Genomic DNA, 13820 nt, shown 5'->3' on the forward strand with positions numbered 1-13820 from the left:
CTTGGTCTCCGGCGTGATCACCGGCTCCTTGCCCGGCCGCGGTCGGTCGTCGAGTGCCGCCAGCGCGCCATAAGCGACCGCCCGCTCAACGCAGCGCTGGACCGTCTGATGATGCACGCCAAGTCTTCGTCCCACGGCAAAGAACGATGGGTTCTCACGGTAGGCCAGCAGCATCGTGGCCCGTGACACCCGGCTCGCCGGCTCGGTTCGGGATCGCGAAAGAGCCGTCAACGCTTCAATTTCTGCCTCGCTCATCGCCAGCTCAACTGCTTGCCGCCATGTTGCCATGATACCAATCCTCGTTCGGCCAATCTCAAACGAGGAATCCATCAACACGCTTTCAGTTCCGTCGGTGCCGGTTTCATGGAATCGGTCGTCTAGGTCGGCAAGCATGGTCTCGGTTTTGCCGGTGCCGGTGGGGAGCACAATGGTGGCAGGCTCGAATTCCTTGCCCACCGAGAAGTGTGAGGCGATGGCATGCAAGGCGCCGATCTGCGGCATGCGCAAGCCGGGATGGCTGTGGTCGAGATCCTCGACGGCGAAGACAAAACGGTTTCTCCAGGACTCCAGAACCTTTCCAGGGCTGTCGGCCCAGGTCTCCAGGGCGCCAAGCCGGTCCCAGGCCATTTCGAGAGGCGACGTCGATTCTTTGTAGTCATCAGGATCGACGCAGGTCAGGACCGGCAGGGGACTTTCGACACGGTGGACCTTCGGAAAGCGGATCAGAAATGCGTCGAACGGTGGGGTGAGCCGGGTGGTTATTTGATCGTGCCCGGGATGTTGGGATGGGAAGAACTGAGCCTGCACCACCTCGCCGGGGAAGACCTTTTGGGTCACCGCGTTCTTTCCGAAGACGTGCCGACGCTCAGGGAACGCCGGTAGTCGGACCGGTCGTGTCCACTTGCTAAACAAGCTCACGGCTTGTGATGCCAGTCAGAAGACCGCCCCCCTTGATTCCCTTGGACGAAAGCCTACAACAAAAGCGGGAACTTTAAGAGTTTGCGCCGTTTGGCTGTGGATTGTTATCGCTTTATGGCAGTCGGACATTCTCTTGGAAGGACAACGATGTAGCTTTCTAATATCAGGTTGTGGACTGATTATACGAACTTCTAATCAGGTTGTAGTCTTATATGAGGTGATATAAGATCAGGCTGTAGGCTGATTGAAACGCCATAAGAATCAGACTGTGGCCTGATCATAGGCCAGACAAAATCAGGTTGAACTATGAAAAGTGATACCAACACCCGCGCCCGCCAGCGGTTGGACGAGCGGCTGAGCCCGCTCAAGCCGGCCGAGCGTTTCCGCACGCCCCCAAAAGGGTGGGTCCGGGCAATCCGGGACGCGTTGGGCATGACGGGCGTGCAATACGCGGCCCGGCTCAAAATCCGTCCCCAGAGCCTAGAGGCGCTCGAGCGATCGGAGGCCACGGGTGCAATCCAACTAAAAACGCTAAGACGCGCTGCTGAGGCGCTCGACTGCACGCTCGTCTACGCCCTGGTGCCCAACAGCTCCCTTGAGGAGGCCGTGCGTGTGCGCGCGCGCAAAATTGCCGTGCGTGATCTCGGTCGGGTCGCGCACACAATGAAGCTGGAAGCGCAGTCGACCAGCGATGCAAACCTTGAAGCCCGGATCGAGGCGTATATCCGCGATCAGCTCAAGGAGCGCGACCTATGGAACGAGCCGTGAGCGACCTCTTCCAGGAGCCCGAAGACGCCACGCCACTGGCGCCGCAGGAACGTGACGCGCTGCTGCAAACTTGGATCACCGATCGCGACGATCTCAACGAGGCGGAGCAGGAGAACATTGTCAAGGGTGCGGCATGGGCCGGCAGGCGGCGGGGTAAGCCCGTCGATCTGCTCAACGAGGATTTCGCAAAGTCACTGCACAAGCAGATGTTCGGCGAGGTCTGGCAATGGGCGGGATCATATCGGCAGACCGAACGCAATATAGGCATCGAGGCGTTCCGCATTCCGGCGGAAGCGCCGGCGATGTTCGACGACGTGCGTTATTGGGTCGAACACGAAACCTATTCGCCGGACGAAATCGCGGTGCGGCTGCATCACCGCCTTACCGCGATCCATCCGTGGCCGAACGGCAACGGCCGTCATGCGCGCCTGATGGCCGATCTGCTGATTCAGCGTTTAGGCGGGAACGTATTCAGTTGGGGCGGCGGTACCCTTTCGGATACCGGCGAGCTGCGCACGCGCTATGTCGCCGCGCTCAAATCCGCCGACAATCACGACATCGGCCCGTTGCTGGAATTCGCGCGGTTTTAAGAAGGAGGCGGCAAGCCGGGATGAATCTCAGCGTTCCCGATCGCAGTCTGTTGGTCTTCGTGGACGATACCGGTCACGAATCGCTCGCGTCTGGCCATTCGATCTACGGGTTGGGTGGCTGCGCAGTTCTCGCGGCGCAACTTGAGCGCGTCAGTTACCAGCCTTGGCACGAAGTGCGCCGCAGGGTTCGAAGGTCTGCCGACAGGCCGCTGCATGCGGCGGCGCTCGGCCATTCGCCGCGCAGCGAGGAATGAATTGATTCACTGGTGGGCCCGGTAGGATTCGAACCTTCAACCAGACCGTTATGAGCGGCGGAATATCGATCCGATTCGTTGATTTTGCTGGGTCTTATCCGATTTCGATCGCGTTCGTTGTGTTCTGGTGAGGTTTCTGGTGCGAAACTGGTGCGGCACTTCTGAAGCCTGATCTCTGACGGGGGCCTGCTACGCCGCCGCAGGCAGATCCGGATTGGCGATGGCACCGGCGACGCGGACGCGCACGCGCAGTGCATTGCCGGGCAGATAGGCGATCGGCATGTCCTCGACATCGACGGTCTTGAGGCTGTCCCGCGCGGCGCCGGCCTGGACGGCACGGTCGGCCGCGATATCGCGTGCGGCCGCGATGGCGTCCTCGCGGCTGAGGTCACGGAACACCTGGTCGGCTTCGCCGCTGACCTGCGCGATCGCAGCACCTACTGCATTGGCGCAGTCGCCGTGCGGCACGCGCACGATTTCAGAAATGCCCGGCAGGCGATCCGGCACCAGGAAGGCGCCGCCGCCGACCGCGAGCAGCGGCACATCGCCGGCTTCGGTCTTCATGCGGTCGATGTCTTCCTCGAGCTTGCGCCAGGCATCACGAAGCACGGCTTCGACCAGGCGTTTCGGCAGATTGGCGACGCGGGAGCGGTCGCCAATGTCGATCAGGCCGGCGGCGACCGCGATGTCGGTGGCGGTGAGGCGCGTGCCGCCGAACACCAGCGCGTCCGATGTCAGCCGGTATCCGACGCTCAGCGGACCGACGCGGACCGGATCCTCGTCGACATGGCTGCCGCCGCCGAGGCCGATCGACAGCAGGTCAGGCATCCGGAACAGCGTGCGGACGCCGCCGACTTCGACCACGGCGTTGGCCTCGCGCGGAAAGCCGTGACGGAGCTGGCCGATATCGGAGGTGGTGCCGCCGACATCGACGACCATGGCGTCGTCGAGGCCGGAGAGGTGGGCGGCGCCGCGCATGGAATTGGTGGCGCCGGATGCAAAACTCATCACCGGGAAGGCGGTGGCGATCTCGGCCTGCATGACGGTGCCGTCGTTCTGGGTCAGGAACAGCGGCGCATCGATGCCGCTGTCGGCGATCGCCTTGCGAAAGGCCGCGACCGTGGTGACGGCGAGATCGTGCAGGGACGCGTTGAGCAGCGCGGCGTTTTCGCGTTCGAGCAGGCCGATGCGGCCGAGATCGTGCGACAGCGTCACCGCGACATCTGGGCAGATATCGGCGAGGATCTCGCGCGCGGTGGTCTCGCAGGAGGGATCGAGTGGCGAGAAGCTCGAACACACCGCGACCGAGCGCAGGCCCTTGTCCCTGATTTTTCGCGCAGCATCCTTGAGAGCCGCGACGTCGAGCGGCATGAATGGTCGGCCGTCGTAATCGTGGCCGCCCTCCAGCATGAAGATGTCGCCGTTGACCAGCGCGGCGAGGTCCGCAGGCCAGTCGCAGAACGGCGGCAGCGCGGCGCTCGCGGGCATCCCGATGCGGATCGCGGCGATCTTCTGGACGTGGCGGCGCTGCACCACCGCATTGATGAAGTGCGTGGTGCCGATCACGACCGCCTCGACCTTCACCGCAGCGGCCGGATTGGCCCGCAACGCCTTGAGCGCGTCCAGGATGCCCGAGGTCACGTCGGCGGTGGTCGGGCGCTTGACGGAATGGACGACCTTCTCGTCGACGATCAGCACGGCGTCCGTGTTGGTGCCGCCGACATCGATGCCAATACGTTTCATCAGATCTTAAGCTCCTGCCTCAATGGGCGCGAAGAGGGAACGGTAGTCGAGGTCGTAGCCGAAGGCGCGCGGGCCGACGAATTCGAGACCTCGCGGGCTGGTGAGCACGGGGGGCGCCGGCAGCGCCACGACGGTGACGCGCTGGCCGTAACGCACTGTCTCGGTGCCGACGCCGTGGCCGTTGACGCTATCGAGCACGCAGATCAAATCCGGCGATGTCGCGATCGCCTCCTCGCCGCGCCAGGCCACGACCCATTCGTTCTGGAACGAAAGCTTGAGCCGGCTGCCGCGGTCGGCATCACTGCCTTCGATCGTGGCCGAACCGCGCAAAAATCCTTCCGTCGTGCGCCGGGCCACGTCGACAATCTTGCCGGTGAAGAGCTTCTTGCCGCCTTCGGTCGAAAGCAGCGCGGCGATTGGATCTTCGTGCCGGCGGTTTGCATCCTGCACGGCGCGGCCGATGCCGATCGCCTTGGTGGTGGTGAAGTGAATACCCCAGTCCTTCACCTCGCGTCCCGTGCGGGGAGCCTTGCTGGTGGAGGCGATCGAGCCCATCTCGACGCAGATTTTACGGCTCGCCCGCTCCATCCATTTCCAGCTCGGCACCTTGGTGACGACGGCTTCGATGCCGCGCGGATCATAGAGCGTGCAGGGGTAGGGGCGCAGGCCACCGATCGCGACCGAGGTCATCTGCGCCTCCGGGAAGGCGCGGCCCATGCAGTCGGCGTCGACCACGGGAATGCCGAGATGAGCGGCCGCCATCAGCGCCTGTACGCCGTTGCCGCCGCCGATCTCGACCGACATCACGGCGCGGAACTTGATGCCGTTGATCTCCTCCTGCATCCGCACCGCGCGCGCGATGTTGCGGCTATCGGCGAGGCGTTCCTGTCCGACCAGCGGCGCGCCCATGTTGGAGACGACCGCGACCCAGTCGTCGTCATCGAGATCGAGCGGCGACATCAATTGCACGCGGTGGCCCTCGGCATAGAGCCGGCGCAGGTTGAGCAGGCCAAGATAGGGGCTGCCGCCGCCGCCGGTGCCGAGGATCCAGGCGCCGACCGCGAGCGCTTCGATGTCCTCGATGCTGATCGACTTCAATTCCGGCTTGCTCACGACACCAGCTCCTCGACGATGCGGGCCGCAGCGGCAATGCCGAGGATCACCGGACCGGGATAGGCCGTGCGCACGCGCGCCTTGTTGGCGCTGGTGTAGCTGATGCAGTCCATCACCACGAGATCGGGTTCGAGTTCCGCCATCGTGCGTGCGGCCTCGTCGACCGCGGCATCGTCGGAGCCGGGGCGAAGCGTGACGCCGACTACCTCGACGCCCTCGCGCTGCCATTTCTTGTCGATCAGTGCGGTCTGTTCGGTGAGCGGCGAGAACACGCCGAGCCGGCCTTTCGGCAGCACGGCCTCGACGAGATTATGCAGGATGGCCGAAGGCAGGATGACGAGGCCGTCGGCTCCGAGATTGGGAAACTTGCCGGTGCAGGCCATCAGCGTCACGCCGACGCCCTCGTGCTTGAAGCGGGTGATCTGCTGGCTCGCGCGCCGCTCGACTTCCTTCTTGCTGATGGTGACGCCATCGCCGTTCGGCAGCAGCGTGAACAGCGTGTCGTAGCCGTCCATCGGCGGGATGGCGTCGATCTCGGCGCGGCTCATGCCGTCGAGCGCGCCGCGCAGCTCGATCTGGATGTCCGGCGACAGCACGGCGGCGATTTCGGATGCAACGGTCGGACGTGGGCTCTGGCCGATGACGACGACCCCGATGCGCTGATGTTTCAATGGCATGTTCATGTCTGACCTAGTCCTTCAAGACGACGAGATCGGCCGGCGTCCAGTCGAGCGTGACACCGTTGCCGGGAACGAACAGGCGGCTCGTGCCCGCATTGGGCTGCTGCACGAGGACGCGATGGCCGCCCTCGAGCGTGATGCGGTAGAGCACCGCGCCGCCGAGAAAGTTGGTGTTTTCGACGACGCCGTCCGCGCAGGTGCCTGCCGCGCCTGCGGCGTCGCTGCGTGGAGAGAGCCGGATCTTTTCGGGACGCAGCGCCATCGAGAGAACGCCGGTGCCCTGCGTGTCCGCAGCGGGCGGCAGTGTCAGGATCAGGCCCTTGCCCACGTCGAGAACCGGGCCAGCGGCGCTTGCCGTGATGTGCTCGCCGCGGAAAATGTTGGTGTCGCCGATGAAGTCGGCGACGAAGCGGGTCGTGGGGTGGTTATAGATCTCGGCAGGCGTGCCGACCTGCTCGACGCGGCCGCCGTTCATCACGGCGATGCGGTCGGACATCGCGAGCGCCTCTTCCTGATCATGGGTGACGAAGACCAGGGTCAGGCCGAGCTTCTTCTGCAGCTGCTTGAGCTCGAACTGCATCTGCTGGCGCAGCTTCTTGTCCAGCGCGCCCAGCGGCTCGTCGCAGAGCAGGACGCGCGGCGCGATCACGATGGCGCGGGCGAGCGCCACGCGCTGCTGCTGGCCGCCGGAGAGCTGGGCAGGCCGGCGGTTCTCCAGGCCGGACAGTTCGACCATGGCAAGCGCCGCCTTCACCTTGGTCGCGATGCTGGCCTTGTCGAGCCCGCGCATGCGCAGGCCGAAGGCGACATTCTCGGCGACGGTGCGATGCGGAAACAGGGCGTAGTTCTGGAACACCATGCCCATGTCGCGTTTGTGCGCGGGAACATGGGTGATGTCGGCGCCGTCGACGCGGATCGCGCCCGAGCTCGGCGTCTCGAAGCCGGCGATCATGCGCAGCGTCGTGGTCTTGCCGCAGCCGGACGGACCGAGCAGGGAGAAGAATTCGCCCTGCCGGATGTCCATGCCGACCGCGTCCACCGCAAGCACGCCGCCGTCATAGATCTTGCTGACGCCGGCGATTTCGATCGACGCGCTCATGCGCGGAAGATCCGGTTGACGCGCTGGTCGATTTCGTCCTTGCGTTCGTTGTACCACTTCCAGTCGACCTGGATCAGCTTCGAGACCTTCTCCGGCGTGGTCAGAAGCTTGGCGTCGTATTTGGCGTCGAGCTTCACCTTCTTGTTGGCCGGGGAATACCAGACGGTCTCCGCGAGGCGCTTCTGCACCTCGGGGCGCAGCATGTAGTTCACGTAGGCGTTGGCGAGCTCCTTCATCTTGCTGCCGGGGGTGATGGTCAGGACCTGCTCGAGCGACAGGACGCCTTCGCTCGGCGCGACGAAATCGATCGGCTGGTTCTGTCCGTCGTAGCGGTAGATGCCGGAATCGTGGATGACGCAGAGGCCGACCTCGCCCGACAGCAGCATCTTCTCCATCGCGCCGGTGAAGTCGACGATCTTGATCGGCTTCAGCTTCTCCAGCGCCGCATAGGCCGCGTCGAGATCGGTCTGGCCCTTGCCGAACAGCGTGCCGCACATCATCAAGAATGCCTGGCCGAGGCTGTTGACGGGAATGACGTAGCCGCCGCGGACGCCATTGTATTTCGCGTCCCACAGCTCCTTCCAGGAGGTGACGCCGGTATAGCCCTTGTCGGTGCGCATGCCGAGCCCGATGGCGCTGGTGAAGATCGAGACGCCGACGATCTTGTCGCTGATCGCATAGGGGTAAACGTCGGCGAGGTTGGGCACGAGCTTGGCGTCGATCTTGGGCTCGACCAGGCCCATCTCGGCTGCCGCCCACTGCTCGTTGGAGTTGGTATGCAGCACGTCATAGATCGGCGCCGAGCGCGAACTCGCCTGGAGCTTCGGCAAATAGGGGAAGGCGGAATCGGTCTGGAGCTTGCATTTGAACTCGCTCTCGAAGGCTGGTCCGATCTCGGCCTTCATGATCTCGCCCCACTTGCCGCCCCAGCCGGTGATGCGCAGCGTGGGATCGTCGGCGCGTGCGACATAAGGCGCCGCCATCGTACCGATGCCGAGTGAAGCGCCCGCGGCGAGAAAGCGGCGGCGGCTGAGCCGTGACGATCCCAAAGCTTTCATCATGTCTCGATTCCTTCGGTGCAATGAGCGGTTACAGTTTGACGTAGGAGCGCAGGCCGACGGTGCGGTCGAGCCCGATGACGACGACAAAAGCCAGCACGATCGAGACCACGGAGGCGGCGCCGATGGTGCCGTCCAGATCGAACTTGAGATAGTTGAACAGCGTGACTGGCAGGGTCTCGTTGCCCGGGCTGACCAGGAACAGCGACACCGGGAACTGGTCGAACGAGACGATGAAGGCGAAGATCGCGCCCGCAAGCACGCCGGGCTTGATCAGCGGCAGCGTCACCTCGAAGAAGGTGCGCAGCGGGCTTGCGCCGAGATTGCGGGCGGCTTCTTCCAGGCGTAGGTCGAAATTATGCAGCACGGCGAGCGTCGTGCGCACCACATAGGGCAGCGTCACCAGCGTGTGGCCGGCGACCAGGCCCCAGGTCGGGCGGCCGACATCGAGCAGCACATAAGTTTGAAATAGCGCCAATCCCGTCAGGATTGCCGGCAGCATCAGTGGCGAAAGCATGGTCGCCACGATCAGCCGCGTGCCCGGCAAATTGCCGCGGGCGAGCGCCAGGGCCGCGGATGCGCCGAGCACGGTCGCGGACACCGTGGTGAGGAGCGCGACTTCGAGGCTAAAGCCGAGTGCATGCATGAAATCACGCGAGGCGAAGAATTTCTCGAACCAGCGCAAGGAGACGCCGACCGGCGGAAACTGGATGAATGGTGTCGGATTGAGCGCGAAGACGACGACGACCGCGATCGGCGCCAGCAGGAAGATCAGGATGGCGATGTTGACGGTGAGATAGAGGTAGCGGCCGTAATGCCTAGCGGCGGCGGGCGTGCGCGCGGGCGCTGCAGCGTGGTCGGGCGCGAGCGATGGATTGTGCGAGGTGGAGGTGCTCATCACCGGCCTCACTGCAATTCGCGCTGGCCGGAGACGAGGCCGAGCGCGTGATTATAGGCGACGACGAGTCCCAGCGAGATCAGGAGCAGGACGATGCCGAGCGCCGCCGCGAAGCCGACGTTGAAGTTGGCCGAGATCTGCTGATAGATCAGGATCGGCAGCGTCATGATCTGGAAGCCGCCGAGCAGGATCGGGGTGACATAGGCGCTGATCGCGAGCGCGAACACCAGCAGCGAGCCGGCCAGAATGCCGGGCAGGCTCAACGGCAGTGTCACCTCGATGAAGGCGCGCAAGGGGCTGGCGCCGAGATTTTCCGCGGCCTGCTCCAGCCGCTCGTCGATGCGGCCGATCACGCCGGTGAGCGTCAGCACCATGAAGGGGACGTAGATGTGGACGAGCCCGACCACGATGCCGGTCTCGGTGTACATCAGCTTCAGCGGCTGGCTGATCGCGCCGAGCGAGATCAAGGTTTGATTGATCACGCCCTTGTCGGACAGCAGCGTCATCCAGGCGAAGGTGCGCACCACGATGCCGGTCAGCATCGGCGCCAGCACCGCCATCAGCAGCAGCGCGTGTCCGGTGCGGCTCCTGATCCGGGCCATCCAGTGTGCCAGCGGATAGCCGATCGCGAGCGCGACGAGTGTGGTCACGAACCCGATCCGGATCGTGGTCCAGATCACCTCGAGATAATAGGGATCGTCGACGATGCGGGCGTAATGGCGGGTGGTGAAGGCGACCTTCGGTGCCACCACCGGATTTCCGGTGAGCACGCTCATCAGCGCCATCAGCCCGATCGGAAGGAAGAAGAACAGCGCAAACAGCAGCGCGCTCGGCAGAATGAAGAGCGCAAGGCCGTTGGGGCGTTGGATGGCGGCGTCGCTCATCGCGTCCCCGCCTGAGCACGTGTGACGACCTGGTCGAGTTGATCGCCAGTCAGCCGGCGCAGCTTTGCGGCCATCGCCGCCAGCTCGCGCCGGACATTGGCGCGCTCGGAGGCGGTGGTCGCCTGCACCGAATAGGACACCGCGATCCCGATCATCTCGCCGGTTTCGCCGCTCTTCAGCGCAAAGCCTTGCGAGCCCACGCCCTCGATGGATTCATCGGCCGCCTCGGATACCCCGGTACGGCGGATTTCGTCCAGCTGCGCCATCAACTGCTTGAAATTCTGCGGCGAGTTGCGCGGCAGTTTTGGATAGGTCGCGGGCACCCGTGCGCGGATGTCTTCGTCCGAGAGGCGTGCGAGCATGGCGCGGCCGTTCGAGGTGGCAAGGGCTGGCGTGCGCTGGCCCGGCGGATTGACGACGCGCAAGGGATTGGAGCCCGGCACGATCCGGAGCACGACCTGTTCGTAGCCGTCGAGCACGGCGATGTAGCCGGTGTGACCGGTGCGGGCGCAGACTTCGCGCAGCTCGCGCTCGGCCATGCTGATGAGGTCGTCATGGGCGCGGTGTAGCCGGCCGAGCTCGAAGGTGAGGAGACCCGGCCGGTAACGGCGGGTGTGAGGATCCTGCTCGAGCAGGCCGCAGTCGCGCAGAGAGCGCAAAAGCCGCGAGGTCGAGCTCTTCGGCTTGCCGGTCAACGCCATCACGTCCGCGAACGACAGATCGGGCCGCGCGCTGGAAAAGCAATGCAGGATCTCGATGGCGTTAGTGAGGGCGCTCATGCTCGTTGGTCCAAGAGGGTTCCAAATTTCGGAACCTTGTCCCAAATTCTAAGCCTGGCGCGGAAACGGGCAAGCGGAAATTTCCGGCAGGGTGGTGCCCGATTGCGCAGATGGGGGCCGAGGGGCGCCTACAGAGATTTCGAAGCGGCGCAGCATCCGAGAACGATGCGCCGCTTTTCGGGATCAGGCGACTTACGCGACGACGTTGCCGATCCAGCCGCCGCGCGCACGAACTTGGCGGCGCTGGCAGCGGGAGCGGACGGGCTTCTGGTGTTTCCTCCCAACAGCTGGCGCTCGGCCACGCCGATGACTGTGTCATCGAACATCATCGCCATATCGCGCGATGCGACGACCGCGCCATTGATGCTCTACGCCGCGCCGATCGGCGCGGGTGCGATGGCCTATGCGCCGTCGCTGCTGGAACGGCTCGTCGCCGACCCTCGCTTTGTCGCGATCAAGGAAGCCAGCTGGGAAGTCGCGAGTTACGAACAGAATCTGCGACTGATCCGATTGCGGCCGGAATTCGTCGTGCTCGGCTCCGGCGACGAATATTTGCTCACGAGTTATCTCGTCGGCTCGGCCGGTCGCCAGGTCAGCCTTGCCTGCGTCGTGCCGGAGCTTGTCGTCAGTCTCTGGAACGCGGCGGAAGCCGGCGATTGGGAGCAGGCACGCGCCGTGCACGAGAAGCTCTATCCGCTTGCGGTCGCGATCTACGGCGATGCGCCCGGCGGACGGGCAACGCTGCGGCTCAAGGCCTGCTGGTCCGGCTGTTGCTCGGCCTCGCCATTGCGGCGGTGATCTGGGAAAGCGCGGATCGAAAATTGAAGGTTGAAGGAAGCGGTGCGGCTTTCGCTTTTCGGTCCGAGAGGGGGACCTTCGCGGAGCGCTCCTGGCCGATGGAGACATTCTGCGGATTGTCCGAAGGAGGCCGAGCGCCTTGCCGCGCGGCTAGGGCTCGGCAATGGCGTTGAAACCGACTATGGTCAGGTCACCGAGGTGAGAGCGATCGGCATCTTCTCATTCCGCTCAACAAGCTCAAGAAGTCTCCGAAGAATGCGCGCAAGACGCCGCACAGCGATGCGGCGATCGAGGCCTATGCGGCGAGCATCGCCGCCAAGGGCATTCTGCAAAATCTGGTCGTCGAGCCAGAGGTCGATGGTGAGGATGCGGCTACTGGGTTCTATTTCGTGACCATCGGCGAGGGCAGGCGGCTTGCCCAGCTTCTGCGGGTGAAGCGGAAGGAGATCAAGAAAACCGAGCCGATCCGCTGCATCGTGGACACCGCGAACGATCCGCACGAAATCAGTCTTGACGAGAACGTCACCCGGGAAAACATGCATCCCGCCGATCAGTTCGAGGCGTTCAAGAAGCTGGCGGAAGAGCGCGGCTTTGGTGCGGAAGAAATCGCGGCCCGCTTCGGCGTGACGCCGCATGTGGTGCGGCAGCGTCTCCGCCTGGGGGCGGTCTCTCCGAAATTGATGCAGGTCTATCGCGATGGTGACCTCGCCCTTGAGCAGTTGATGGCGTTTGCCATCACCGACGATCACGCCCGGCAGGAAGGCGTCTACGAGCGCCTGTCCTATAACCGGGATGCCAGCACCATTCGTCGCATGCTTACCGAAACCCATGTCGCCGCAACCGACCGCCGCGCGCGCTTTGTTGGCCTTGAGGCCTATACGGAGGCTGGCGGCACGATCCTGCGGGACCTCTTCACTGAGGATCGCGGCGGCTATCTGGAAGACGTGGCGCTGCTTGATTTGCTGGTCACGGCGAAGCTTGGTCGCGAAGCCGATGCGGTTCGTGCCGCCGAGGGCTGGAAATGGACGGAGGCCCATCTCGATTTTCCGCATGCCCACGGCATGCGGAGGACCTACCCGCATCCGGTCGAGCTTTCGGCCGAAGACAAGGCCGCCCTTGAGGCGGCACAGACCGAGTTCGACCATCTCACCGAGCAACATCAGGCGGCCGATGAACTGCCTGATGAAGTGGATGCCCGGTTCGGCGAGCTTGAGGCCGAGATCGAGCGGTTGGAAGCCAAGCGGCAGGCCTACGATCCCGACGACGTCGCGCGCGGCGGTGCGTTCGTGATCCTCAATCACGATGGCGCCGTCCGGATCGAGCGCGGTTTCGTCCGGCCCGCGGACGAAAAGCCTCAACCCGAAGCGGAGCAGAGCGCGGAGGCCTCAGTGGCAGGCGATCCGGAGGGAGCAGATGATCAGGCAGTGCGAGATGAGAGCGGGGAGGGAGCAACTGCCTCCGACGAGGAAGAGGACGACCGCCCGTTGTCTGACGTTCTCGTTCGTGACCTCACCGCGCACCGAACCTTGGGTCTGCGGCTCAACCTGAGCGAACAGCCGGAAGTCGCCATCGTTGCGGTCACCCATGCACTCGCCGCGCAAATCTTCTATCTCGGCGCGGATGCCCATGTTGTCGGTATCCAGCCGATCAAGACGGATTTGGTAGGACATGCGGACGGGATCGAGGATACGCCCGCCGGCAAGGCATGGGCGGATCGCCACGCCAATTGGGCAAGGCAGATACCGCGCGACGTCACGAGCCTCTGGGCGTTCGTCGCCGAGCTGGATCACGACAGCCGCATGGCCTTGTTCGCTCATTGTGTCGCGCTGACCGTCAACGCGGTTAAACTGCCGTGGGAGAGGCCTCGCGCTTTGGCAACGGCCGACCGGCTGGCGGACGCCGTTTCCCTCGACATGACCGGCTACTGGCGGCCGACCGTGCGCAGCTATCTCGGTCGCGTCACTAAGGCCCGCATTCTGGAGGCCGTCTGCGACGGTGTAAGCGGCGAGGCCGCCGAGCGAATGGCAGATATGAAGAAGGTCGATATGGCCGAAGCTGCCGAGCAGATGCTCGCTGAGACCGACTGGCTGCCTTCCCTGCTGAGGACAGTAAAGCCGCAAGAGCGCACCGATGTGCCCATCGATGCGCAAGGCGATGATGCTTATTCGGAGGCTGCCGAGTGAGTTCTCGGGGCCGCTTATCGGCTCCGACCAACTACCCAAAATTTCGGCCGCGCGC

Annotated in this window: 14 protein-coding genes; 5 read left to right on the forward strand and 9 right to left on the reverse strand. The window is 64.2% G+C overall.

What is annotated here, in order from left to right; genetic code table 11:
• The coding region (locus IVA82_RS42975) for a DEAD/DEAH box helicase family protein (RefSeq protein ID WP_346659691.1) at nucleotides 1-837 on the reverse strand (837 nt) is incomplete at its 3' end.
• A gap of 387 nt (nucleotides 838-1224) precedes the next feature.
• On the opposite strand from IVA82_RS42975, the gene IVA82_RS42980 reads away from it, so the two are divergent.
• Genes IVA82_RS42980 through IVA82_RS42990 form a run of 3 tightly spaced genes read left to right on the forward strand, consistent with a single transcriptional unit; the run spans nucleotide 1225 to nucleotide 2530 of the window.
• On the forward strand, nucleotides 1225-1686 hold the full coding sequence (locus tag IVA82_RS42980) for a mobile mystery protein A (RefSeq protein ID WP_247385505.1): 462 nt from the start codon (nucleotides 1225-1227) through the stop codon (nucleotides 1684-1686).
• Complete coding sequence (locus tag IVA82_RS42985; RefSeq protein WP_247385507.1) at nucleotides 1683-2276, forward strand: mobile mystery protein B; 594 nt, start codon at nucleotides 1683-1685, stop codon at nucleotides 2274-2276. Before IVA82_RS42980 ends, IVA82_RS42985 begins: the two co-directional genes overlap by 4 nt.
• A 20-nt stretch (nucleotides 2277-2296) precedes the next feature.
• Nucleotides 2297-2530 carry a hypothetical protein gene (locus IVA82_RS42990; protein WP_247385509.1) on the forward strand — a complete coding sequence of 78 codons (234 nt, stop codon included), beginning with the start codon at nucleotides 2297-2299 and terminating at the stop codon, nucleotides 2528-2530.
• 189 nt (nucleotides 2531-2719) lie between these two features.
• Here the strand turns inward: IVA82_RS42990 and IVA82_RS42995 are convergent, their stop codons facing one another.
• The 8 genes from IVA82_RS42995 to IVA82_RS43030 are packed head-to-tail and all read right to left on the reverse strand — an operon-like array spanning nucleotide 2720 to nucleotide 10784.
• Nucleotides 2720-4273, reverse strand: coding sequence for a hydantoinase/oxoprolinase family protein (locus IVA82_RS42995; protein WP_247385510.1), 1554 nt, complete (start codon nucleotides 4271-4273; stop codon nucleotides 2720-2722).
• 6 nt (nucleotides 4274-4279) lie between these two features.
• Nucleotides 4280-5386 carry a DUF917 domain-containing protein gene (locus tag IVA82_RS43000; protein ID WP_247385512.1) on the reverse strand — a complete coding sequence of 369 codons (1107 nt, stop codon included), beginning with the start codon at nucleotides 5384-5386 and terminating at the stop codon, nucleotides 4280-4282.
• Complete coding sequence (locus IVA82_RS43005; RefSeq protein WP_247385515.1) at nucleotides 5383-6069, reverse strand: AroM family protein; 687 nt, start codon at nucleotides 6067-6069, stop codon at nucleotides 5383-5385. The genes IVA82_RS43000 and IVA82_RS43005 overlap by 4 nt, the downstream gene beginning before the upstream one ends.
• A 7-nt stretch (nucleotides 6070-6076) precedes the next feature.
• Complete coding sequence (locus IVA82_RS43010) at nucleotides 6077-7165, reverse strand: ABC transporter ATP-binding protein (RefSeq protein WP_247385517.1); 1089 nt, start codon at nucleotides 7163-7165, stop codon at nucleotides 6077-6079.
• A complete protein-coding gene (locus IVA82_RS43015) occupies nucleotides 7162-8226 on the reverse strand; it encodes an ABC transporter substrate-binding protein (RefSeq protein ID WP_247385520.1) in 1065 nt (354 codons plus the stop codon). Before IVA82_RS43015 ends, IVA82_RS43010 begins: the two co-directional genes overlap by 4 nt.
• A 28-nt stretch (nucleotides 8227-8254) precedes the next feature.
• Entirely contained in the window at nucleotides 8255-9121 is an 867-nt protein-coding gene (locus tag IVA82_RS43020) for an ABC transporter permease (protein ID WP_247385522.1), read from the reverse strand.
• An 8-nt stretch (nucleotides 9122-9129) separates the two neighbouring features.
• Nucleotides 9130-10005 (reverse strand): ABC transporter permease, encoded by an 876-nt coding sequence (locus tag IVA82_RS43025; protein ID WP_247493902.1) that lies wholly within the window; start codon nucleotides 10003-10005, stop codon nucleotides 9130-9132.
• Nucleotides 10002-10784, reverse strand: coding sequence for an IclR family transcriptional regulator (locus tag IVA82_RS43030; RefSeq protein WP_247385526.1), 783 nt, complete (start codon nucleotides 10782-10784; stop codon nucleotides 10002-10004). The genes IVA82_RS43025 and IVA82_RS43030 overlap by 4 nt, the downstream gene beginning before the upstream one ends.
• Nucleotides 10785-10949: 165 nt before the next feature.
• On the opposite strand from IVA82_RS43030, the gene IVA82_RS43035 reads away from it, so the two are divergent.
• Nucleotides 10950-11582 carry a dihydrodipicolinate synthase family protein gene (locus IVA82_RS43035; protein ID WP_247385536.1) on the forward strand — a complete coding sequence of 211 codons (633 nt, stop codon included), beginning with the start codon at nucleotides 10950-10952 and terminating at the stop codon, nucleotides 11580-11582.
• Between the two features lie 221 nt (nucleotides 11583-11803).
• Nucleotides 11804-13765, forward strand: a complete 1962-nt coding sequence (locus tag IVA82_RS43040) for a ParB/RepB/Spo0J family partition protein (RefSeq protein WP_247385554.1) — start codon at nucleotides 11804-11806, stop codon at nucleotides 13763-13765.
• Nucleotides 13766-13820 lie beyond the last annotated feature (55 nt).

Origin of the sequence: Bradyrhizobium sp. 142 (genome assembly GCF_023074015.1) — a bacterium.
In the GTDB taxonomy this organism is placed as follows: domain Bacteria; phylum Pseudomonadota; class Alphaproteobacteria; order Rhizobiales; family Xanthobacteraceae; genus Bradyrhizobium.

Bases quoted from the DNA above. Each gene is read 5' to 3' on its own strand.
- IVA82_RS43015 (WP_247385520.1), bottom strand. From the start codon at position 8,226: ATGATGAAAGCTTTGGGATCGTCACGGCTCAGCCGCCGCCGCTTTCTC.
- IVA82_RS42995 (WP_247385510.1), bottom strand. From the start codon at position 4,273: ATGAAACGTATTGGCATCGATGTCGGCGGCACCAACACGGACGCCGTG.
- IVA82_RS43030 (WP_247385526.1), bottom strand. From the start codon at position 10,784: ATGAGCGCCCTCACTAACGCCATCGAGATCCTGCATTGCTTTTCCAGC.
- IVA82_RS43005 (WP_247385515.1), bottom strand. From the start codon at position 6,069: ATGAACATGCCATTGAAACATCAGCGCATCGGGGTCGTCGTCATCGGC.
- IVA82_RS43010 (WP_247385517.1), bottom strand. From the start codon at position 7,165: ATGAGCGCGTCGATCGAAATCGCCGGCGTCAGCAAGATCTATGACGGC.
- IVA82_RS42990 (WP_247385509.1), top strand. From the start codon at position 2,297: ATGAATCTCAGCGTTCCCGATCGCAGTCTGTTGGTCTTCGTGGACGAT.
- IVA82_RS43035 (WP_247385536.1), top strand. From the start codon at position 10,950: ATGCGCCGCTTTTCGGGATCAGGCGACTTACGCGACGACGTTGCCGAT.
- IVA82_RS43020 (WP_247385522.1), bottom strand. From the start codon at position 9,121: ATGAGCACCTCCACCTCGCACAATCCATCGCTCGCGCCCGACCACGCT.
- IVA82_RS43025 (WP_247493902.1), bottom strand. From the start codon at position 10,005: ATGAGCGACGCCGCCATCCAACGCCCCAACGGCCTTGCGCTCTTCATT.
- IVA82_RS42980 (WP_247385505.1), top strand. From the start codon at position 1,225: ATGAAAAGTGATACCAACACCCGCGCCCGCCAGCGGTTGGACGAGCGG.